At 73.1% G+C, this 21,314-nt stretch carries 20 protein-coding genes; 9 read left to right on the forward strand and 11 right to left on the reverse strand.

From position 1 onward, the window contains the following. Positions 1-10 precede the first annotated feature (10 nt). Together ACRAKJ_RS30435 and ACRAKJ_RS30440 are read right to left on the reverse strand one after the other, a co-directional pair. Positions 11-262 (reverse strand): hypothetical protein, encoded by a 252-nt coding sequence (locus tag ACRAKJ_RS30435; protein WP_438924650.1) that lies wholly within the window; start codon positions 260-262, stop codon positions 11-13. A gap of 7 nt (positions 263-269) precedes the next feature. Further along, positions 270-851: a GNAT family N-acetyltransferase gene (locus ACRAKJ_RS30440; RefSeq protein WP_438924651.1), complete on the reverse strand. Its 582-nt coding sequence runs from the start codon at positions 849-851 to the stop codon at positions 270-272. 145 nt (positions 852-996) lie between these two features. On the opposite strand from ACRAKJ_RS30440, the gene ACRAKJ_RS30445 reads away from it, so the two are divergent. Further along, positions 997-1,491, forward strand: coding sequence for a pyridoxamine 5'-phosphate oxidase family protein (locus ACRAKJ_RS30445; RefSeq protein WP_438924652.1), 495 nt, complete (start codon positions 997-999; stop codon positions 1,489-1,491). Positions 1,492-1,493: 2 nt separating this feature from the next. Here ACRAKJ_RS30445 and ACRAKJ_RS30450 read toward each other — a convergent pair whose 3' ends face one another. The 4 genes from ACRAKJ_RS30450 to ACRAKJ_RS30465 all read right to left on the reverse strand — a co-directional run bounded on the left by ACRAKJ_RS30450 (position 1,494) and on the right by ACRAKJ_RS30465 (position 6,142). Next, positions 1,494-2,750, reverse strand: a complete 1,257-nt coding sequence (locus tag ACRAKJ_RS30450; RefSeq protein ID WP_438924653.1) for a cyclase family protein — start codon at positions 2,748-2,750, stop codon at positions 1,494-1,496. Between the two features lie 107 nt (positions 2,751-2,857). Next, positions 2,858-4,084, reverse strand: a complete 1,227-nt coding sequence (locus ACRAKJ_RS30455; RefSeq protein WP_438924654.1) for a 2-oxo acid dehydrogenase subunit E2 — start codon at positions 4,082-4,084, stop codon at positions 2,858-2,860. Continuing rightward, positions 4,077-5,072, reverse strand: coding sequence for a transketolase C-terminal domain-containing protein (locus ACRAKJ_RS30460; protein WP_438924655.1), 996 nt, complete (start codon positions 5,070-5,072; stop codon positions 4,077-4,079). Before ACRAKJ_RS30460 ends, ACRAKJ_RS30455 begins: the two co-directional genes overlap by 8 nt. After that, entirely contained in the window at positions 5,069-6,142 is a 1,074-nt protein-coding gene (locus tag ACRAKJ_RS30465) for a thiamine pyrophosphate-dependent dehydrogenase E1 component subunit alpha (RefSeq protein WP_438924656.1), read from the reverse strand. Before ACRAKJ_RS30465 ends, ACRAKJ_RS30460 begins: the two co-directional genes overlap by 4 nt. 132 nt (positions 6,143-6,274) lie before the next feature. On the opposite strand from ACRAKJ_RS30465, the gene ACRAKJ_RS30470 reads away from it, so the two are divergent. Next, positions 6,275-6,766, forward strand: coding sequence for an Lrp/AsnC ligand binding domain-containing protein (locus ACRAKJ_RS30470; protein ID WP_438924657.1), 492 nt, complete (start codon positions 6,275-6,277; stop codon positions 6,764-6,766). On the opposite strand, the gene ACRAKJ_RS30475 is transcribed toward ACRAKJ_RS30470, so the two are convergent. The 4 genes from ACRAKJ_RS30475 to ACRAKJ_RS30490 form a co-directional block, all read right to left on the reverse strand. Next, on the reverse strand, positions 6,739-7,467 hold the full coding sequence (locus tag ACRAKJ_RS30475) for a CAP domain-containing protein (RefSeq protein WP_438924658.1): 729 nt from the start codon (positions 7,465-7,467) through the stop codon (positions 6,739-6,741). The two genes, ACRAKJ_RS30470 and ACRAKJ_RS30475, sit on opposite strands and share 28 nt — an antisense overlap. Before the next feature lie 277 nt (positions 7,468-7,744). After that, a complete protein-coding gene (locus ACRAKJ_RS30480; protein ID WP_447008757.1) occupies positions 7,745-9,028 on the reverse strand; it encodes a sensor histidine kinase in 1,284 nt (427 codons plus the stop codon). Then, positions 9,025-9,723 carry a response regulator gene (locus ACRAKJ_RS30485; RefSeq protein WP_438926571.1) on the reverse strand — a complete coding sequence of 233 codons (699 nt, stop codon included), beginning with the start codon at positions 9,721-9,723 and terminating at the stop codon, positions 9,025-9,027. The genes ACRAKJ_RS30480 and ACRAKJ_RS30485 overlap by 4 nt, the downstream gene beginning before the upstream one ends. Before the next feature lie 158 nt (positions 9,724-9,881). Then, a complete protein-coding gene (locus tag ACRAKJ_RS30490; protein WP_438926572.1) occupies positions 9,882-10,613 on the reverse strand; it encodes an SDR family oxidoreductase in 732 nt (243 codons plus the stop codon). A 97-nt stretch (positions 10,614-10,710) separates the two neighbouring features. Here ACRAKJ_RS30490 and ACRAKJ_RS30495 point away from each other — a divergent pair, with 97 nt between their 5' ends. The 7 genes from ACRAKJ_RS30495 (at position 10,711) to ACRAKJ_RS30525 (ending at position 20,521) form a co-directional block, all read left to right on the forward strand. After that, on the forward strand, positions 10,711-11,121 hold the full coding sequence (locus ACRAKJ_RS30495; RefSeq protein WP_438926573.1) for an ArsR family transcriptional regulator: 411 nt from the start codon (positions 10,711-10,713) through the stop codon (positions 11,119-11,121). Positions 11,122-11,123: 2 nt separating this feature from the next. Next, positions 11,124-11,678, forward strand: coding sequence for a hypothetical protein (locus ACRAKJ_RS30500; protein WP_438926574.1), 555 nt, complete (start codon positions 11,124-11,126; stop codon positions 11,676-11,678). A 135-nt stretch (positions 11,679-11,813) separates the two neighbouring features. Further along, positions 11,814-12,518, forward strand: a complete 705-nt coding sequence (locus ACRAKJ_RS30505) for a VIT1/CCC1 transporter family protein (protein WP_438926575.1) — start codon at positions 11,814-11,816, stop codon at positions 12,516-12,518. A 138-nt stretch (positions 12,519-12,656) separates the two neighbouring features. Next, entirely contained in the window at positions 12,657-12,869 is a 213-nt protein-coding gene (locus ACRAKJ_RS30510) for a hypothetical protein (protein WP_438926576.1), read from the forward strand. A gap of 402 nt (positions 12,870-13,271) precedes the next feature. Further along, complete coding sequence (gene gltB / locus ACRAKJ_RS30515) at positions 13,272-17,774, forward strand: glutamate synthase large subunit (protein WP_438926577.1); 4,503 nt, start codon at positions 13,272-13,274, stop codon at positions 17,772-17,774. Next, entirely contained in the window at positions 17,767-19,218 is a 1,452-nt protein-coding gene (locus ACRAKJ_RS30520; protein WP_447008758.1) for a glutamate synthase subunit beta, read from the forward strand. Before gltB ends, ACRAKJ_RS30520 begins: the two co-directional genes overlap by 8 nt. A gap of 373 nt (positions 19,219-19,591) precedes the next feature. After that, positions 19,592-20,521 carry a 5'-nucleotidase gene (locus tag ACRAKJ_RS30525; RefSeq protein ID WP_438925989.1) on the forward strand — a complete coding sequence of 310 codons (930 nt, stop codon included), beginning with the start codon at positions 19,592-19,594 and terminating at the stop codon, positions 20,519-20,521. A gap of 139 nt (positions 20,522-20,660) precedes the next feature. Here ACRAKJ_RS30525 and ACRAKJ_RS30530 read toward each other — a convergent pair whose 3' ends face one another. Beyond that, positions 20,661-21,296, reverse strand: coding sequence for a DUF4360 domain-containing protein (locus ACRAKJ_RS30530; RefSeq protein WP_438925990.1), 636 nt, complete (start codon positions 21,294-21,296; stop codon positions 20,661-20,663). Positions 21,297-21,314: the final 18 nt, after the last annotated feature.

Here is a 21,314-nt window from a genome sequence, read left to right on the forward strand (position 1 = left end):
TCCCGGCTCCTCAGAGGCAGAGCCGGCACGGGCGGGTCGTCGGGTAGCCCGACTCCAGCTCGGCGCGCGTGCCGACGACCTTCACGTAGCCGCCCACCCAGGTGGCGTCGCGGGCCGGGGTGCCGTTGACGGTGCGGCAACTGGCCCTGTGCAGCACGAGGTTCTCCGGGTTCAGGCTCCGCTCCGCGTTGATGACGTACTGGTCCTGGTTGTCCGCCAACCAGTGCTCGTAGGCGCCGCTGTCCACGGTGTACGTGTGCATCGCGCCATCATGCGCCGGTCGGGCGCGGGTGGTGTTCCGCCATCCGGTGCCACTCCTCGTCGAGGATGGCGTAGACCAACCCGTCGGCCCACGCGCCCTTGAAGACCTCGTGGTGGCGGTAGTGGGCCTCGCGGCGCATGCCGAGGCGTTCCATGACGCGCCACGAGGGCTCGTTGCGGGCGTGGCAGCAGGCGACCACGCGGTGCAGGCCCAGGTTGGCGAACGCGAGGTGCAGCAGCGCGGCGGCGGCCTCGGTCGCGTAGCCGTGCCCGTGGTGGTCGGGGTGCAGGAGGTAGCCGACCTCGCCCTGCCGGTGGACCGCGCTCACCCACTTCAGGCTGACCTCGCCGATGACCCGCCCGTCCGCGACGACCGCGAGCGTCAGGTGGTCGCCCTCCTTCTCGGGCCAGGTGAGGGCCATCTTGCGGGCGAGGCTCTCGGCGGTCTGGGCGGGCGTCCTGGTCGTGTCGTAGAGGTAGCGCACGACGTCGGGGCGCGACTGCCACGAGTGCAGCGCGGCGTGGTCGGCCCCGGTGAACGGCCGCAGCGCCAGGCGGCGGGTCCGCACGGGGTAGTGGGGCTTGTGCACGGCGGCCAATCTACGAGCCGGGACGCACACGTGGGATGTGACGCCGGGTACACGTCCGGTGACCCACCGTTCGAGCGCGGAGGTGTGCGGGACGCGGCGCCGGGTACACGACACCCACCCCGTCGTCCCACCCGAGGAGCGCGCCATGACCGACCAGCCGAGCCACGCCGACCGCGTCCGCCGGGTCGCCGACCTCGCGAAGGGCATCCGGGTCGGCATGCTGACCACGCGGGGCGCGGACGGCCGCCCGGTCAGCCGGCCGATGGCGCAGCAGGAGGTCGAGTTCGACGGCGACCTGTGGTTCTTCGCCGAACGCGACTCGCGCAAGGTCGCCCACGTGCGGGCCGACCCGGAGGTGAACGTCACGCTGACCTCGTCCGACACCTGGGTCTCGGTCTCCGGCACGGCCGAGGTCGTCGAGGACCGGGCGAAGGCGCGCGAGCTGTGGAACCAGTGGGTCGAGGCGTGGCTGCCGCAGGGCCCGGAGGACCCGTCGGTGGTGCTGCTCAAGGTGACCGCCCGGGGCGCCGAGTACTGGGACACCCCGGGCGGCCGGATCGCCTCGGTGATCAGCTTCGTCAAGGCCAAGGTGACCGGTGAGCGCTACGACGGCGGCGAGCACGGCACCGCGGAGATGTGACGTCAGCGCCGCCGGGGTTGGCCGAGGGCGGCGGGCGGGGTGTTGCCGGCGGTGGCGCCCCGGGCGTACTGCGGGGTCACGACGAACACGAACTCGTGCACGCGGTCGGCGGCGAGGCGGTCCACGACGTAGGACTCGCCGATGCGGATGCCGTGCCGCATGAGCAGCTCCTGGTGGACTGGGAACGCGGTGCCGTCGTCGTTGGCCGGGCTGCCCAGCACCTCCAGCGCCCACGTGTCGCTGGCGACGATCGCGGGCCGGGAGCGGGCCAGCCAGCGGGCCTCGCGCAGGTAGATGCCGGGCAGGCCCCGCGCGCCCTCCCAGCGGGCGACGTCGGCCGGGTCGCGGCGGGTCAGCAGCCGGCTCCAGCCGGTGTGGAACAGCACGGCGTCGCCCGGCTCCAGGCGGTCGACGCCGCCGAACGCCATCGCGTCGCGGATGTCCTCGACGGTGACGCGGTAGTTCTCGCGCAGCAGCGGCCGGCCGTCGGACGCGGGTTCGGCCAGGTCCTCGTCCCGGCCGCGGGCGAGGACGACGCCGAGCACGTCCAGCAGCACGCCGCGGGTGACGACCGGGCCCGCGTGCTCGGCGCCGAGCCGGGTGGTGCCGTGGCCGCGGGCGATGTCGGGGCCGCGCAGCCCGTTGTAGAAGAACTCGGCCGCGCCGATGTGGTTGAGGTGGTCCAGCTGGCTGCCGATCTGGTAGGTCGTGGCGAGCGGTGTCGGGTGCCGGGACGAGAACTCCGCCTCGAACCGCTCCTCGTGCACGCTGACCTTGTTGGGCCCCAGCGGTTCCGGCGAGACCAGGACGCCGCCCTCCTCGGCGAACCCGGGCGGCGGCGGGTACCCCTGGATGGTGAGCCGCTGCTCGTAGGTGCGGCGCGGGTCGGTGGCGAACGCGGGGAAGCCGTTCCACATCAGCTCGCCGAGGTTGTAGGTGGTGACGTCGCGGCGGGGGCGCAACAGCCCGAGTGCGGCGGCGGTCTTGGCCGGGGTGACCTCGTTGAGCGTGCCGCGCTGGTCGTCGGGCCCGTACCGGCTGGGCGCCCAGTCGGCCAGGTTCGCCGGGTCCGCGTAGTCGAACGGCACGTCGTCGAGCCGGTCGGGCGCGGCACCGGCGGTCGCGGGTGCCGCACCGGCGGTCGCGGCGCCGGCGGTGCCCACGAGCCCGGCGGCCCCGGCCGCGCCGGCCAGCCTGAGCACGTCGCGGCGCCCGACGTGGTGCCGGGCGAGGTAGTTGCGCAGCAGGTCGGGGTTCACGCGGCGGCTCCCGGGTCACGACGGCAGGAAACCCATGAGCAGTACCGGACGCGCACCGGCGGGCGCAATGGAGGTCACCTCAAGGGCGGCAGCCGGCGCGCGTCCCCCTACATCCCGGCCAGCGCGGTGACCGGGGACTCCACGCAGTCGGCCACGAAGCGCAGGAAGCCACCCGCCGTGCCGCCGTCGCACACCCGGTGGTCGAACGCCAGGGTCAGCTGCGCCACCTTGCGCACGGCCAGCTGCCCGTCCACCGCCCACGGCCGGTCGATGATGCGGCCGATGCCCAGGATCGCCGCCTCCGGGTGGTTGATGATCGCCGCCGAGCCGTCCACGCCGAACACGCCGTAGTTGTTGACCGTGAACGTGCCGCCGGTCAGCGCGGCGGGCGGCAGGGAGCCCTCGCGGGCCGCGCCGGCGTGCGCGGTGATCGCGGTGGCCAGCTCGGCGGTGGTGAGGGTGTGGGCGTCGCGCACGACGGGCACGACCAGGCCGCGGTCGGTCTGGGCGGCGAAGCCGAGGTGCACCTCGTCGAGCACGACGACCTCGTCGCCCTCCACGCGCGAGTTCAGCTCGGGGAACTTCTTCAGCCCCAGCACGGTGAAGCGGGACAGCAGCGCGAGCAGCGACACGGACGGCAGCGCGGCGCGGGCGGCCAGGAAGCCGGTCGCGTCCACGTCGACCCACACGGTGGCCTCGGGGATCTCGCGCCGCGAGGTGGCCAGCTTCCGCGCCACCGCGCCCCGCAGGCCCTTCAGCGGGATGCGCCGACCCGCGGCCGGCGCGGTGCGGGCGGCCAGGGCGCGTTCCACGTCGGCGCGGCGGATGACGCCGTTCGGGCCGGTCGCCTCGACCCGGTCCAGCGGCAGGCCGTTCTCCCGGGCCAGTTGCCGCACGATCGGCGAGATGACGGCGGGGGCGGTCGGGAGGGCGGCGGGAGCGGTCGGGAGGGCGGCCTCCTCGGGTGCCGTGCGCGCCGCGGGGACGGCGGGCGCGGCGGGGGTGCGGGACGTGCGGCGGCGTCGGCGGGGCGCGTCGGACGTGCCGTAGCCGATCAGCACGTTGCCCGAGTACTCCGACGACTCGGGCGCCCCGTCCGACGGGGCACCCACGGACAGCAGCACGGAGCCGACGGCCAGCTTCTCCCCCGGCTCGCCGTACCGGGCGCTGACCACGCCCTCGAACGGGCACGGCACCTCGACGACGGCCTTGGCGGTCTCGACCTCGACCACGGGCTGGTCCACGGCCACCCGGTCGCCCACGGACACCAGCCAGGTGACGATCTCGCCCTCGGTCAGGCCCTCGCCGAGGTCGGGCAGGCGGAAGTCAGGCACGGGCGCTCCCCACGACCTCGTCGTCCCACTGGAGGCGGGCGATCGCGTCCAGCACGCGGTCCACCGACGGCAGGTGGTGCTCCTCCAGCTTCGGCGGCGGGTAGGGGATGTCGAACCCGGTGACCCGCAGCACGGGCGCGTGCAGGTGGTGGAAGCAGCGCTCGGTGACCCTGGCGACGACCTCCGCGCCGTACCCGCCGAACCCGGCCGCCTCGTGCACGACCACCGCCCGGCCGGTCTTGCGCACCGACGCGCACACCGTCTCGTCGTCGAACGGCGCCAGCGACCGCAGGTCGACGACCTCGACGTCCCAGCCCTCCTCGGCGGCGGCGTCGGCGGTCTCCAGCGCGGTGACCACCATGGGGCCGTAGGCGATGAGCGTGACGTCGCGGCCGGGCCGCCGCACGAGCGCCCGGTCGAACCCCACCGCGGTCGACGTCAGCTCCCCCTTGGCCCAGTAGCGGCGCTTGGGCTCCAGGAAGATCACCGGGTCGGGCGAGTCGATGGCGTCGCGCAGCAGCCGGTAGGCGTCGTCGGGGGTGCCGGGCGTGACGACGCGCAGCCCCGGCGTGTGCGTGTAGTACGCCTCGGACGAGTCGCAGTGGTGCTCGACGCCGCCGATGCCGCCGCCGTAGGGCACGCGGATCACGACGGGCAGCCCCACCCGGCCGCGGGTGCGGTTGCGCATCTTCGCCAGGTGGCTGGTGATCTGCTCGAACGCCGGGTAGGCGAACGCGTCGAACTGCATCTCCACCACGGGCCGCAGCCCGTTCATGGCCATGCCGATGGCGGTGCCGACGATGCCGGACTCGGCCAGGGGCGTGTCGAACACCCGCGTGTCGCCGAACCGCGCGGCCAGCCCGTCGGTCACCCGGAACACGCCGCCGAGCGCGCCGACGTCCTCGCCGAACACCAGCACGCCGGGGTCGGCGTCGAGGGCGTCGGCGAGGGCCTTGTTCAGCGCGCCCGCCATGGACAGGGCGGTCATGCCAATTCCTCCCGCAGCGCGGCGGCCTGCTCGCGCAGGTGCGCGGGCGTGGTCGCGTAGACGTGCTCGAACAGCTCCGCCGGGTCGTGGGCAACGTCGGCGTTCATCACCGCGCGGGTGTGCGCGGCGAACTCCTCGGCCTCGGCGGCGACGGCCTCGCGGCGGGCGTCGTCGAGCAGGCCCCGCGAGGTCAGGTACGCCTCGATCCGGTCGACCGGGTCGCGGGCGAGCCACGCGGCGACCTCGGCGGGGTCGCGGTAGCGGGAGGCGTCGTCGGCGTTGGTGTGCGCCTCGATCCGGTAGGTGACCGCCTCGATCCACGTCGGCCCGCCGGACGCGAGGGCGTCGCGCACCACCGCGTACACGGCGGCCACGTCGTTGCCGTCGACCAGCACGGACGGCACGCCGTACCCGACGCCCTTGTGCGCCAGCGACGGCGCGGCGTTCTGCTTGGACAGGGGCACGCTGATCGCGTAGCCGTTGTTCTGCACCAGGAACACCACGGGCGCGTTCCACACGCCGGCGAAGTTCAGCGCCTCGTGCGTGTCGCCCTCGCTGGTGGCGCCGTCGCCGAGCATCACCAGCGCGGCGGTGTCCTCGCCCTTGACGCGGGCGGCGTGCGCGAAGCCCACGGCGTGCAGCGTGTTGGTGGCCAGCGGCGTGCACTGGGGGCCGACGCGGTGCTCGTAGGGGTCGTAGCCGAGGTGCCAGCCGCCCTGGAGCAGGGTGAGGGTGCCCAGCGGGCTGACGCCCCGGGTGACCAGGGCGACCGAGTCGCGGTAGGTGGGGAACAGCCAGTCCCGCTCGCGCAGCGCCAGCACCGCGCCGACCTCGCACGCCTCCTGCCCGCGCGACGACGGGTACACGGCCAGCCGGCCCTGCCTGGTCAGCGCGGTGGCCTGGGTGTCGAAGCGGCGGCCGACGACCATCCGCCGGTGCAGTTCCACGAGCACGTCGTCGTCGGGCATCGCCAGCGGCGGGTCCCCGACCGGCGAGCCGTCCTCGCGCAGCAGCGACAGCGGTTCCTCGCTGGGCAGCAACGTCCGCTCGGGCGCGCGGGTGCGGGCCATGGGCTCCTCCGGTGTCTCACGGTGTCTCGGGTTGCGAGATGGAGGGCATGGTCCGCGTCACACCGGCCAATGATCCAGGTCCGGGCGGTTTTCCTGGACGAACGGCCGCGCGGGCGGGTTATCGTCGACCGCATGACGGCCAGGGCTGGACATTCGGCACCGCTCGACGCGCTCGACCGGCGCATCGTGGAGGCGCTGCGCGCGGACGGGCGGATGTCGATGCGCGCGCTGGCCGAGAAGCTGCACATCTCGCGCGCCAGCGCGTACTCGCGGGTGGAGCGGCTGCACCGGGACGGCGTCGTCACCGGGTACGCGGCGGTGGTCGACCCGGAGCGCTACGGCTTCGGCATCTCGGCCTACGTCTACCTCAAGATCAGCCAGCACTCGTGGAAGGCCGTGCGGCAGCGGGTGATGGAGATCCCCGAGGTGTGGCACGGCGCGCTGGTGTCGGGCGACTACGACCTGGTGCTGCTGGTGCGCGCCCCGGACGCGCACAGCCTGCGCGACCTGGTGCTGTCGCGGCTCCAGACGATGCCGGACGTGACCTCCAGCCACACGGTGCTGGTGCTGGACGAGCTGCCCGCCGGGGGCGACGGTCACCAGCCGAAGTTCTGGGTCCAGTAGGTGCCGTAGGAACCGCCGCGCGCCATGCCCGCGCCGAGGGTCTTGAGCTCGCAGTTGAGGATGTTCGCCCGGTGGCCGGGTGACTCCATCCAGCCCTTGACGACGGCCTCGGCGGTGCGCTGGCCGGCGGCGATGTTCTCCGCGCCGGGACCGGGGTGGCCGGCGGCCTTGACCCGGTCGACGAACGAGCGGCCGTCGAGCGAGGTGTGCGAGAAGTAGTTCCGCGCGGCCATGTCGGCGCTGTGCGCGCGGGCGGCCCGGCCGAGCCGGTCGTCGGCGGTCAGGGCGGGGCAGCCGTTGGCGGCGCGCTCGGCGTTGGTCAGCTCCACGACCTTCGCCTCGGCCGGCTCGACCTCGGTCCGGACCGGCGCGGCCGGTTCGGGCGCGGGTGCCGGCGCCTCGGGCCGGGGCGCCGGGGGCCGGGTGGTCGTGGGCCGGGTGGTCGTGGGCGGCTGCCCGGTCGTCGAGGTCGCGGTCTCGGTCGTGGTGGTCGTCGTCGGGGCGGCGTCGGACGCCGGCACCGACGTCGCGGAGGGCGTCGGGGTGGTGGGCTGCGCGAAGCCGTCGGTGCGCGGGGCGGCGCTCACCCCGACGCTCGCGCTCGCCGCGACCAGGGCCAGCCCGTCGGGGTGCTCGCACCCGGTCAGGCCCAGTCCGGCGACGACGGCGAGCAGGGGCAGAACTCGACTCTTGCGCGACACGCGGCAACCTCGATCTGCATTCGACGGCATTTCGGGCGCGACGACCGCATGGACGCTTTGTGCAGGGTAACGCCCTGCGGTCGTCGCACCGAACAGGGAACCGAGCGGGACCAGGCAGGTTGGGAGCGCTGCGGTCGACCTCAATTCCAAAATAAGCCTATCGAGTTCCCGAGAATTGTCAACGAATCATTTTTTAAGGAATATTTAAACCTCGCACAAGGTGCGCGCAAGCCGGGTGGGCGGACACTGCGGCGCCCGGCGCGGGGGCACGCGGGGATCAGGCCCCGTCGACCCGGCCGAGCCGCAGCTGCACGCGGGTGCCGCCGAGCGGGCCCCGGTCCACGACCAGCGAGCCGCCGGTGGCCTCGGCGGCGCGGCGGGCGATGTCCAGGCCCAGCCCGGTGGAGCCCGCGCCGCTGCTGCCGCGCCGCAGCGCCGACTCCAGGTCGTCGATGCCGGGCCCGGCGTCCTCGACGACGACCACCACCAGGTCGGACCGGTGGAACAGGGCGACGACGAACCCGGTGCCCTCGGGGGTGTGCCGGAAGACGTTGCCCAGCAGGGCGTCCATGGCCGCGGCGAGGTCGCTGCGGGTCAGCGGGACCAGCGCGCTGCGCTCGGTGCCGCGCAGGTTCCACAGCCGCTGCTGGTCGTCGGCCAGCGCCGACCAGAACACCAGGCGGTCGCGCACGACCTCCGCGGCGTCGCAGCGGCTGCCGCCGGGGTCGTCGAGCTGGCGGCGGGCGGCCCGGATGAGCTCGTCGACCTCGCGTTCGAGGGCGTGCACGGCCTGGCGCACGCGGTTGGCGTTGCTGTCCGCGCCGAGCGTCTCGGAGTCCAGCCGCAGCGCGGTGAGCGGGGTGCGCAGCCGGTGCGACAGGTCGGCGAGGACCTCGCGCTCGGCGGCGACGAGCTGGCCGATGCGGTCGGCCATGCGGTTGAACGCGCCGCCCGCGTCGTGCAGCTCGGGCGGCCCGCTGGGCGTGACGCGGGTGGCGAGGTCGCCCCGCCCCATGCCGCGGGCGCCCTCGGCGAGGGCCTTGGCGGCCTTGACGACGCGCGCCCCGAGGCGGTCGGCGACGAGCACGGAGGCCAGCACCAGGGACACGGCCACGCCGCTGAGCGCGAACAGCGCCTGGTCCACGCCGCGCGACAGCTCGGCCTCGGGCACGAACGCCTCGACGACGGCGACCCGGTCGCGGTCCAGCAGCACCGGTTGCAGGTGCACGCGGCCCGCCGGGATCGCCTCGGTGAACGCCCGCCCCTGCCCGCGCGCCGAGGTGAGCTGCTCGTCGGTGGCCACCGGCACGCCGACCACCTCGCCGGACGGCAGGTGCACCGCGACCCGGCCGCCGGTGCCGGCGCTGGCCAGCGCCTGCCCGACCGCCACCGGGTCGACCGTGATCACCAGCACCGGGGTGAGCGCGCCCGCCTGCCGCTCGGCGTCGGCCAGCGCCCGGTCCTCGGCGAGCTGCCGCACGACCAGGGCGAGCGGGATGAGGAACGCCAGCGCCACCATCGAGGTGACCGCCAGCGACACCAGGGCCAGCGACTTCCTCACTCGGCCGCCGCGGTCAGCTTGAACCCGACACCGCGCACGGTGTGCAGGTAGCGCGGCTGGGCGGCGCGCTCGCCGAGCTTGCGGCGCAGCCACGACAGGTGCACGTCGAGCGTCTGGTCGTCGTGCCTGCCCGGACCGGCCCTCCCGGCGAGGTTCCACAGGTTCGCCAGCAGCTCGCCGCGCGGCACGACCTTGCCCTCGCGGGCGGCGAGGTAGGCGAGCAGGTCGAACTCCTTGCGGGTCAGGTTCAGCTCGCGGCCGTCCAGCCGCGCCTCGCGCCGGTCCAGGTCGACGGTGAGGCTGCCGATGCGCAGCGGTTCGGGCGCGGTGTCCTTGCGGGCGCGGCGCAGCACGGCGGCGAGCCGCGCGGCGAGGTGCTCGCTGGAGAACGGCTTGACGAGGTAGTCGTCCGCGCCCGCGTTGAGCAGCCGCACGATCTCGTTCTCGTCGTCGCGCGCGGTGGCCACGATCACGGGCACGTCGCACACGCCGCGCATCATCTTCAGCGCGTCCGCGCCGTCCATGTCGGGCAGGCCGAGGTCGAGCACCACGAGGTCGAACGACGAGCCGGTGATCTCGCGCAGCGCCTCCAGCGCCGTGCCCACCGGCAGCACCGCGTGCCCGAGCCCGGTGAGGGCGCGGCTCACCGCGGACCGCACGACCGGGTCGTCCTCCACGAGCAGCACCGAGACCATGGCGCGCACGGTAACGCGTGGAATCCGGGCGACCGACCGCAGCCGGGCGCCGGGGGTCGCGCGGTCGGCGTCGGCGAGGCTCCGCGCGGGGCGGGGACGCCGACGACGTCCTCGCCCCGCGCCGGGGACCCGCACCGGTCCGCCCGGGTGGCCCGCGCTCAGGAGATGGTCTGGCCGCCGTCCGCGAACAGGGTCGCCCCGTGCACGTACGACGCCCGCTCCGAGGCCAGGAACACGATCGTCTCGGCGATCTCGCGGGACGAGGCGAGGCGCCGCAGCGGCACGCCCGCCACCATCGCCGCCGCCCCGTCGCCGAGCAGGGCCAGCGCGTTGTCGGTGCCGGTGGGGCCCGGGGAGACGGTGTTGACCCGCACGCCGGTGCCCGCGTACTCGACGGCCCACGTGCGGGTCAGCGACTCCAGGGCGCCCTTGGTGGCGGCGTAGGCGGCGGCGCCGGGGAAGCCCTTGGCGGTGGCCGAGGTCGAGACGGTGACGACCGCGCCGCGCCCCCGCTCGGCCATGCCGGGCAGCAGGGCGGCGGTGAGGAAGAACGGCGCGCGCACGTTGACGTCGAACAGCTCCTGGTAGCCCTCCGGGTCCTGCTCGGCGGTGGGCGTGAACGGGAAGATGCCCGCGTTGTTGACCAGCACGTCGACCTCGCCCGCCGCCTCGGCCAGGGCGCGCACGGACCCGAGGTCGCCCATATCGGTCCGGACGAACTCCGCCCGCCCGCCGTCGGCCTCGATCGCGGCGACGGTGGCCGCGCCGCGGGCCTCGTCCCGCCCGGTCACGACGACGGCGGCGCCGGCCGCGGCGAGCAGCGAGGCGACCTCGCGCCCGATGCCCGCGGTGCTGCCGGTGACGAGCGCGACCCGATCGGTGAACTCCATGACTGCCCCACTCGGTCGTTTGACGTTCTACGAACAACGAACAACCTACGCGCATCGGAGCAACGTTCGCAAACTGTCGAACAACTAGACTGTGCCGGTGCGCCACACCGACTTCAACCCCGACGTCGACCGGCTGCGCCTGACCGACGTCCTCGCGGCGCTCAGCGACCCCCTCCGCGTCGGCCTGGTGCGCCTGCTCGCCGACGGCGAGGAGCGCAACTTCGGCGAGTTCACCGCCCCCGTGGCCAAGTCCACCCTCAGCCACCACCTCAAGGTCCTCAACACCGCCGGCCTCACCTGGCGGCGCGAGGAGGGCACCCGCTGCTACTTCCGGCTGCGCCGCGAGGACCTCGACGCCCGCTTCCCCCGCCTGCTCGACACCGTCCTCGACGCCGCCGACCACGACGACGTCGGCCACCACGTCACCGACGGCGCCCGGCCGACCGCCGACCAGGACGTCCGGCCGACCGCCGACCAGGGCGCCCGACCGACCGCCGACCGGGGCTGACCGTGCCCCGCGGCCTCCAGTACCTCGCCGCCTGGTCGGCCTCCACCGCCGTCGCGGTCGCGCTGTCCTGGCTCGGCATCCGGTTCGTGCTCGACGCGGGCGTGCCCGAGCGCCCCCGCGTGGTCGCCGGCCCGGTCGACCAGTCCTCGCAGGTCACCACCACCGCGACGACCACGACGACGACCGCCGCCACCACGACCACCACCGCCGCCCCCGTCGTCACCACCCAGCCCACCACCACGACCACCACCACGACGACCACGACCGCGACCGCGGCGCAGCAGCAGCAACTGCCCTCCGAGGAGGGCACCTGGACCGAGCAGGACGGCCGCCCCGTCTACCTGCGCAGCTTCACGCTCCAGGGCGGCGTAGCGGCCGTCCGCTTCTCCGCCGGCGGCATCGACCCCCTCTCCGCCACCCCGCGCCAGGGCTTCGCGGCCACCGTCGAGCAGCCCGCCGACGCCGTGGTCGTCGAGTTCACCGGCGCCGGCCACCGCTCCCGCCTGGAGGCCACCTGGGTCGGCGGACCCCAGTGGCGCATCATCGAGTCCGGCTGACCCGCAGCACCGCGCCGCGCGTCGATTCGTCAGGAACGGGAGCGGACCGCGCCGCCGCGCCGCCGCCGTCCAGCCCCTCACCCGTTCGCGACCCGCGCTCCACCCGGTGGCCGAGCCGGTGGTTCGATCACCGTCATGACCCACGCAGGCGAACCGCACCACGACTCCCTCGCCGGCCGCCTCAACCGGCTGCGCGCCGGCGTGCTCGGCGCCAACGACGGGATCGTGTCCACCGCGGGGCTCGTCGTCGGCGTCGCGGGCGCCACCCCCGACCGCACCGCCGTCCTCGCCGCGGGTCTCGCGGGGCTCGTCGCGGGCTCGCTGTCGATGGCGGGCGGCGAGTACGTCTCGGTCAGCACCCAGCGCGACACCGAGCGCGCCGCGCTGCTCCTGGAGGCCCGGGAGCTGCGCGAGACGCCCGAGGCGGAGGAGCGCGAGCTCGCCGGGATCTACCACGACAAGGGCCTGCCCGAGGACCTCGCCGCGCAGGTCGCCCACGAGCTGACCGAGCGGGACGCCCTGCGCGCGCACGCCGAGGCCGAGCTGCACATCGACCCCGACGACCTCACCAACCCGTGGCACGCGGCGTGGACGTCGTTCGCGGCCTTCGCCGCGGGCGCGCTCGTCCCGCTGGTGGCGATCGTGCTGCCGCCGACGGCGTGGCGGGTGTGGGCGTGCGCGGCGGCCGTCCTGGTCGGACTGGCCCTGACGGGCGTCGTCAGCGCCCGCCTGGGCGCGAGCCGGGTGGGGCGCGCGGTGCGCCGCAACGTCGTCGTCGGGTCACTGACGATGCTCGTCACCTACTACGTGGGTGTCCTGTTCGGAGTAACGATCGGCTGATCCGATCACGCTCCGCACCCACCTCCCCGGTCGCCTGAAAAAAGTCTTCACACCGAGGTGTGAGGTACGCAAAGTGCGGGTACACGAACCCGACTTGTCGCCGTCGAGCGCGACAGGACCCGACTGGAGGTGCTCGCCGTGACCCACCCGCCCACCCCGCTCCTGGTGCCGCGCGGCGAGAAGTCCGAGCGCCGGCTGTGGACGCTCCTCGCCGCCCTGTTCACGCTGGTCGCCGGGGTGAACGTGATCCTCGCCGTCGACGAGTCCGCCTGGTGGCAGGCCGGCGTCGCGACCCTGCTGCTGCTGGGCGCGGGCGCGTGCCTGAGGGCCGCCCGCCGCGCCGGCGCCTGATCTCACCATGCACTGAAGCGATAGACGTGAAGGGATTTCTGGTCCGACCGGGCGTACCCCGCTGGTAGGAACGGCGTCAAGTAGGGGTGGGATTCACCACGACGCCCTGTCGGACTAGAGCCATAACCGCGAATTCACACTATCGTCACAAGACCCCGGCAACCCCGGTGCACCGCTCGGCACGTCCCCCTCGGCCCCATCCGGCCGCGGAGCACGCGCACAAGGAAGTGCAGTTGTCCCGCACAACGGAGTGCGGTCCCCACGCCGACGATCTCCCGGCGTGGACCCCCAGCCAGTACATGCAGGCCGACCCGTCCGCGTAAAGCCGCGCGCGGGCGATCGGCCGTCTCCGTCTGCCCGGAACACAGGGCCGACTGAACTGACGCCACGGGAGGGCCCGTCGTGACCCACCACCTCCAGCCGCCAAGCGGCCTCTACGACCCGCAGCACGAGCACGACGCCTGCGGCGTCGCCTTCGTCGCCGACCTGGCCGGGCGCAGGAACCACGCGATCGTGCGCCAAGCCCTGGTCGCCCTGCGCAACCTCGAACACCGCGGCGCGCGGGGCGCCGAACCCGACACCGGCGACGGCGCGGGCATCCTGATCCAGGTGCCCGACGCCTTCTACCGCGAGGTCGTCGGCTTCCCCCTGCCCGAGCCGGGGACCTACGCCGTCGGCACCGCGTTCCTCCCGCACGAGGACCAGGACGCCGTCCGCGCCGAGGTCGAGCGCATCGCCGCCGAGGAGGGCGCCACCGTCCTCGGCTGGCGCGACCTGCCGGTGGACACCGACCACGTCGGCCCCACCGCGAAGACCACCATGCCCGCCTTCAGCCAGCTCTTCCTCGCCGGTCCGGGCGGGATCGGCGGCCTGGAGCTGGAACGCCTGGCCTTCGTGGTGCGCAAGCGCGCCGAGCACGCCGCCGACGTGTACTTCCCGAGCCTGTCCGGGCGCACCGTCGTCTACAAGGGCATGCTCACCGAACCCCAGGTGGAGCGGTTCTTCCCCGACCTCACCGACGAGCGGGTCACCAGCTCCATCGGCCTCGTGCACTCCCGGTTCTCCACCAACACGTTCCCGTCGTGGCCGCTGGCCCACCCGTACCGGTACGTGGCGCACAACGGCGAGATCAACACCCTGCGCGGCAACCGCAACTGGATGGACGCCCGCGAGTCCGTGCTCGCCACCGACCTCGTCCCCGGCGACCTGTCCCGGGTCTTCCCGGTCATCACCCGCGGCGCGAGCGACTCGGCGACCTTCGACGAGGTGCTGGAACTGCTGCACCTGGGCGGGCGCAGCCTGCCGCACGCGGTGCTCATGATGATCCCCGAGGCGTGGGAGAACCACACCGAGATGGACCCCGCGCGGCGGGCGTTCTACGAGTTCCACTCCACGCTCATGGAACCCTGGGACGGCCCCGCGCTCGTGTCGTTCACCGACGGCACCCTCATCGGCGCCGTCCTCGACCGCAACGGCCTGCGCCCCGCCCGCTACTGGGTCACCGAGGACGGCCTCGTCGTCCTCGGCAGCGAAGCCGGCGTGCTGGAGTTCGACCCCGCCACCATCGTGCGCAAGGGCCGGCTGGAACCCGGGCGCATGTTCCTCGTCGACACCGCCCAGGGGCGGATCATCGACGACGAGGAGATCAAGGGGCAGCTCGCCGCCGAGCACCCCTACGAGCAGTGGGTCGCCGACGGCGTCCTGCACCTGTCCGACCTGCCCGACCGCGAGCGCGAGGTACCCACCCACTCCTCGCTCGTGCGGCGGCAGCAGGCGTTCGGCTACACCGAGGAGGAGCTGGCGCTCCTGCTCGAACCCATGGCCCGCACCGGCGCCGAACCCATCGGCTCGATGGGCAACGACGCCCCGTTCGCGCCGCTCTCGGACCTGCCGCGCCAGCTGTTCGACTACTTCACGCAACTGTTCGCGCAGGTCACCAACCCGCCGCTGGACGCGATCCGCGAGGAGCTGGTGACCTCGCTGCACGCCACCCTCGGCGCGGAACCCAACCTGCTCGCCGCCGACGCCACCTCCTGCCGGCGCATCTCGCTGCCGTTCCCGGTGCTCGACAACGACGAGCTGGCCAAGCTCGTCCACGTCGACGACGACGGCACCCTCCCCGAGTTCCGCACGTTCACCGTGCGCGGCCTCTACGACGTCGCGGGCGGCGGCGAGGCCCTCGTGCGGCGGCTCGACGAGATCCGCTCCGAGGTGTCCCGGGCCATCCGGGACGGCGCGCGGCTCGTCGTGCTGTCCGACCGGGGCGTGGACGCCGAGCACGCGCCCATCCCGTCGCTGCTGCTCACCGGCGCGGTGCACCACCACCTCGTGCGGGAGAAGACCCGCACCCAGGTCGACCTCATCGTCGAGGCGGGCGACGCCCGCGAGGTGCACCACATCGCGCTGCTCATCGGCTACGGCGCCAAGGCCGTCAACCCCTACCTGGCCATGGCCTCCGTGGAGGAGCTGCCCGGCGTCGACCCCGCCGTCGCCACCCGCAACCTGATCAAGGCGCTCGGCAAGGGCGTCCGCAAGACCATGTCCAAGATGGGCGTCTCCACCGTCGCCTCCTACACCGGCGCGCAGATCTTCGAGGCCATCGGCCTCGGCGCCGAGGTCGTCGACACCTGCTTCACCGGCACCACCTCCCGGCTCGGCGGCGTCGGCTTCGACGTCCTCGCCGAAGAGGTCGCCCGGCGGCACCGCACCGCGTTCCCGGCCGACGGCGTCCGGGCGCACCACCGCGAACTGCCCACCGGCGGCGACTACCAGTGGCGCCGCGAGGGCGAGGCGCACCTGTTCAACCCCACCACCGTGTTCAAGCTCCAGCACTCCACCCGTTCCGGCCGGTACGACATCTTCAAGGAGTACACGCGGGCCGTCGACGAGCAGTCCAAGCGGCTCATGACGCTGCGCGGGCTGTTCGCGTTCAAGGAGGGCGTGCGACCGCCCGTGCCGATCGACGAGGTCGAACCGGTCTCGTCCATCGTCACGCGGTTCGCCACCGGCGCCATGTCCTACGGGTCCATCTCGCAGGAGATGCACGAGGTGCTGGCCATCGCCATGAACCGGCTGGGCGCGCGGTCCAACACCGGTGAGGGCGGCGAGGACGCCGAGCGGTTCACCCCCGACGCCAACGGCGACTCGCGGCGCAGCGCCATCAAGCAGGTCGCCTCCGGCCGGTTCGGCGTCACCTCCGAGTACCTCGTCAACGCCGACGACATCCAGATCAAGATGGCGCAGGGCGCGAAGCCCGGCGAGGGCGGCCAGCTCCCCGGCGGCAAGGTGTACCCGTGGATCGCCAAGACCCGGCACTCCACGCCCGGCGTCGGCCTCATCTCGCCGCCACCGCACCACGACATCTACTCCATCGAGGACCTCGCCCAGCTCATCCACGACCTGAAGAACGCCAACCCGGCGGCGCGCGTCCACGTGAAGCTCGTCTCCGAGGTCGGCGTCGGCACGGTCGCGGCGGGCGTGTCCAAGGCGCACGCCGACGTCGTGCTCATCTCCGGCCACGACGGCGGCACCGGCGCGTCCCCCCTGTCGTCCATCAAGCACGCGGGCGGCCCCTGGGAGCTGGGGCTCGCCGAGACCCAGCAGACGCTGCTGCTCAACCGGTTGCGCGACCGCATCGTCGTGCAGGCCGACGGCCAGCTCAAGACCGGCCGGGACGTCGTCGTCGCCGCGCTGCTCGGCGCGGAGGAGTTCGGCTTCGCCACCGCGCCCATGGTCGTGTCCGGCTGCGTCATGATGCGGGTCTGCCACCTCGACACCTGCCCCGTGGGCGTCGCCACGCAGAACCCCGCGCTGCGCGCCAAGTTCGCGGGCAAGGCCGAGCACGTCGTGAACTTCTTCGAGTTCATCGCGCAGGAGGTGCGCGAACTGCTCGCCTCCCTGGGTTTCCGGACCCTCGCCGAGGCCGTCGGCCACGCCGACCTGCTCGACACCCGCGCCGCCGTGGACCACTGGAAGGCCGCCGGGCTCGACCTGTCGCCCATCTTCCACGTGCCCGAACTGCCCGAGGGCGCGGCGCGCCACCAGGTCGTCACCCAGGACCACGGGCTGGAGAAGGCGCTCGACAACACGCTCATCCAGCTCGCCGAGGGCGCCATCGCCTCCGGCGACCGGGTGCGGCTCGAACTGCCCGTCCGCAACGTCAACCGCACCGTCGGCACCATGCTCGGCTCCGAGGTCACCCGGCGCTGGGGCGGGACCGGCCTGCCCGACGACACGATCGACGTCACGTTCACCGGCACCGCCGGCCAGTCGTTCGGCGCGTTCCTGCCGCGCGGCATCACCCTGCGGCTCGTCGGCGACGGCAACGACTACGTCGCCAAGGGCCTGTCCGGCGGGCGCGTCACGATCCGACCCGTGCCCGACGCGCAGTTCGCCGCCGAGCAGCAGGTCATCGCCGGCAACGTCATCGCCTACGGCGCCACGTCCGGCGAGGTGTTCATCCGGGGCCGCGTCGGCGAGCGGTTCTGCGTGCGCAACTCCGGCGCGCTCGCCGTCGTCGAGGGCGTCGGCGACCACGGCTGCGAGTACATGACCGGCGGGCGCGTCGTCGTGCTCGGGCCCACCGGGCGCAACTTCGCCGCCGGCATGTCCGGCGGCATCGCCTACGTGCTCGACGCCTCGGTCGGGCGCGTCAACGGCGAGATGGTCGACCTCGACCCGGTGGACGACACCGACCGGGCGTTCCTGCGGACCGCCGTCGAGAAGCACTACGTCGAGACCGAGTCGGCCGTGGCGCACGCGCTGCTCGCCGACTGGGACCTCGCCGTCGAGCGGTTCACCAAGGTCATGCCCAAGGACTACAAGCGAGTGCTGGCCGCGCAGGCCCGCGCCGAGCTGGAGGGCCGCGACGTCGACGCGGCGATCATGGAGGCGTCTCATGGCTGACCCACGCGGCTTCCTCACCACGCAGCGCGAGACGCCGCGCAGCCGCCCGGTGTTCCTGCGGCTGCGCGACTGGCGCGAGGTGTACGAGGAGTTCGAGCGGCCCCGGCTGGAGAAGCAGGCCGGGCGCTGCATGGACTGCGGCATCCCGTTCTGCCACCAGGGCTGTCCACTGGGCAACCTCATCCCCGAGTGGAACAACCTGGTGTGGAAGGAGGACTGGCGCGCGGCCGCCGAGCGGCTGCACGCCACGAACAACTTCCCAGAGTTCACCGGCACCCTGTGCCCGGCGCCGTGCGAGGCGGCGTGCGTGGTCGGCATCAACGGCGACCCCGTCACCATCAAGCGCGTCGAGATCTCCATCATCGACCGGGCGTGGGACGAGGGCTGGGTCACGCCCCAGCCGCCCGTCGCGAAGACCGGTCGCGCGGTGGCCGTCGTCGGCTCCGGCCCGGCGGGGCTGGCGGCGGCGCAGCAGCTGACGCGGGCCGGGCACGCGGTGACCGTGCTGGAGCGGGCCGACGCCGTCGGCGGGCTGCTGCGCTACGGCATCCCCGAGTTCAAGATGGAGAAGTGGCGGCTCGACCGGCGCCTGGAGCAGATGCGCGCCGAGGGCACCGAGTTCCGCACGGGCGTCGACGTGGGCGTGGACGTCACCGTCGAGGACCTGCGCGCGTCCTACGACGCGGTGGTCCTGGCGGGCGGCGCGACGGCGTGGCGCGACCTGCCCGTGCCGGGCCGTTCGCTGTCCGGCGTGCACCAGGCGATGGAGTACCTGCCGGGCGCGAACCGGGTCGCGGCGGGCCTGCTGGCCGAACCCCCCATCACGGCGGCCGGCAAGCACGTGGTCGTCATCGGCGGCGGCGACACGGGCGCGGACTGCGTGGGCACCGCCCACCGCCAGGGCGCGCTGTCGGTCACCCAGCTGGAGATCATGCCCAGGCCGCCGGAGCAGCGCGCCGAAGCCAACCCGTGGCCGACCTACCCGATGCTGTACCGGGTGACGTCGGCCCACGAGGAGGGCGGCGAGCGGCTGTACTCGGTGTCCACGGTGGAGTTCACCGGTGACGAGTCCGGGGCCGTGCAGTCCCTGCGCCTCGTCGAGGTGCGGGCCGCGGGCGGCAGGTTCGAGCCGGTGCCGGGCAGCGAGCGCGAGATCCCGGCCCAGCTGGTGACCCTGGCCATGGGCTTCGTCGGCCCGGAGAAGGACGGCCTGCTGACCGACCTGGGCGTCACCCTCGACCCGCGCGGCAACGTGGCCCGCGACGACGCGTACGCCACCTCCGTGGACGGCGTCTTCGTGGCCGGCGACATGGGCCGCGGCCAGTCGCTCATCGTGTGGGCCATCGCCGAGGGTCGCTCCGCCGCGGCGGGCGTCGACGCCTACCTGACCGGCCGGTCGGTCCTGCCGCGCCCGATCGACCCGACGGACCGGCCGCTCGTCTGAGTTTCGTCCCCGGTGCCGGACAGCGCGGTCCGGCACCGGGGGCGCCCTTCGTGCGCGCCGGACAGCGTGGTCCGGCGCGCATCCCCTGTGCGCGCCCGCACAGCGTGGTCCGGGTGCGACACCTTCCCGCGTGCCCGGACAGCGTGGTCCGGGCACGCGGGGTTCCCCACCGCGCTGCGGCGCCCGGTCCGAGGTCGTAGCGGATCCTCGTTCAGCTCGGCCCGGTACCGCTGGTTTCCGAATTCTCTCGGCAACATGAGTAATGCGATCCACGTTGTCCCAGGTTGCGCGGTTCACCCGATCAGGTGACTGTCCATATCACTCTTCCGAACGTAGTGTCCGCTTCCCGAACGACGAACCCGTGGAGTGGACCATGACCTACGACTTGAACGACCGCCTGGTCATCGGTATCGCGTCCAGCGCACTGTTCGACCTGAAGAAATCCGACAGGGTCTTCCGCAAGAAGGGGGTCGCGGCCTACCGCGATTACCAGGAGCAGCGGGCGGACAAGCCGCTCAAGCCGGGCGTCGCGTTCCCCTTCGTCAAGCGCTTGCTGATGCTCAACGACCTCGCAGCCGACGAAGACCCCCTCGTGGAGGTGATCGTGCTGTCCAAGAACAGCCCGGACACCGGACTACGGGTGATGCGCTCGATCCAGCACCACGGCTTGCCGATCACCAGGGCGATCTTCCAGCAGGGCAGATCACCTCACCAGTTCGTGGAAGCCCTCAACATGTCGTTGTTCCTCTCCGCAAATGAGGAAGACGTGCACTCCGCGAACTCCGCAGGTCTTCCCGCCGGGCGCGTCCTCAAGTCGACCTTCGTCGACGACGAGGGTTCAGAACTTCGGATCGCGTTCGACTTCGACTCCGTCCTGGCCGACGACGAATCGGAGCGGGTGATGAAGAACGGCGACCTCCAGAGTTTCCACGAGCACGAACGGCTCAACGTCGCAACCGCCCACAACCCCGGCCCCCTTCAAGCCTTCTCCCAGGCGATCAACCGGATCCGCGCCCGTGAAGAAGAGGTGAGGGCCTCGGACCGCGAGTATCGGACGCGCCTGCGGGTGTCGATCGTCACCGCGCGCAACGCCCCCTCGCACGAACGGGCCCTGCGGAGCATCAAGGAGTGGGGGCTCCTCGTCAACGACGCGTTCTTCCTCGGCGGCATCGAGAAGCGCAAGGTTTTGGCAGTTCTGCGCCCGCACATCTTCTTCGACGACCAGCAAAGCCACCTGGAGTCCGCGTCCATGGTCCCATGCGTGCACGTGCCGTTCGGGATCGCCAACGAGCCGACCGCCTGAGCCGTTCCGGACGGCGTGCAGCGTTCCATCCGGGAACGGCGGGACAGGCGGACTTGGGGCTACTGCGGCGGTACCGCGTACGTGCTTCCACCCCGACCGCGCGCGGTCGCGCGGTCGGGGCGTCCCACTGCGGCCCTCGTTACGGGCAAGGCTTCCACGCGAAGTGGTAGGTGGTGTTGAAGCTGCCGTCGGTCGAGTCCATCGACATGAAGCTCGTCGTGGTCGCCGGGTCGGAGGTACCGGCGCCCACCCGCAGCTCGGTGTTGATGTTGAAGTTCCGCTGCTCGCCGCACGGGTGGTAGACGATGGCGGCGATCTCGGTGGTGTCCGTCGCCTGCCAGTCGTCGCTGAGCGGGCCGCTGTACGGGTGGCTCTTGTACGCCGTCGGCGACATGCCCTGGAAGTAGTAGTTCGCCCGCTCCAGGCCGGTGGCGCCGCGTTCGAGGTGGGCGAACCCGCGGTAGTCGGCCTGGGCGATGCCGTAGGTGAAGCCCTGCGGGACGTTGACCCTCAGGTTGAGCTGGCAGTTCTTCCGGAAATCGGTGGGCAGGGCGCCGACGCCCACCTGCGCCAGGAACTCGCTGTAGGTGACCGTGAACGCCTTGTTGTCCGGGGACACGGCCACCGCGGCGCTGCCGGGCGGGCACCCGGAGCCGTTCACGGTCACCACGTCGATGGTGATGTACTCGGGCGGCGGCGTGGTGTTGGGCGCCCCGCCCGGTGGGAATATGATCACCGACATCGCCAGTGCGGCCGCTGCCGCGAAGTTGAACATGAGGCACCTTCCGAAGCG

Source organism: Saccharothrix sp. DSM 118769, from assembly GCF_052936295.1.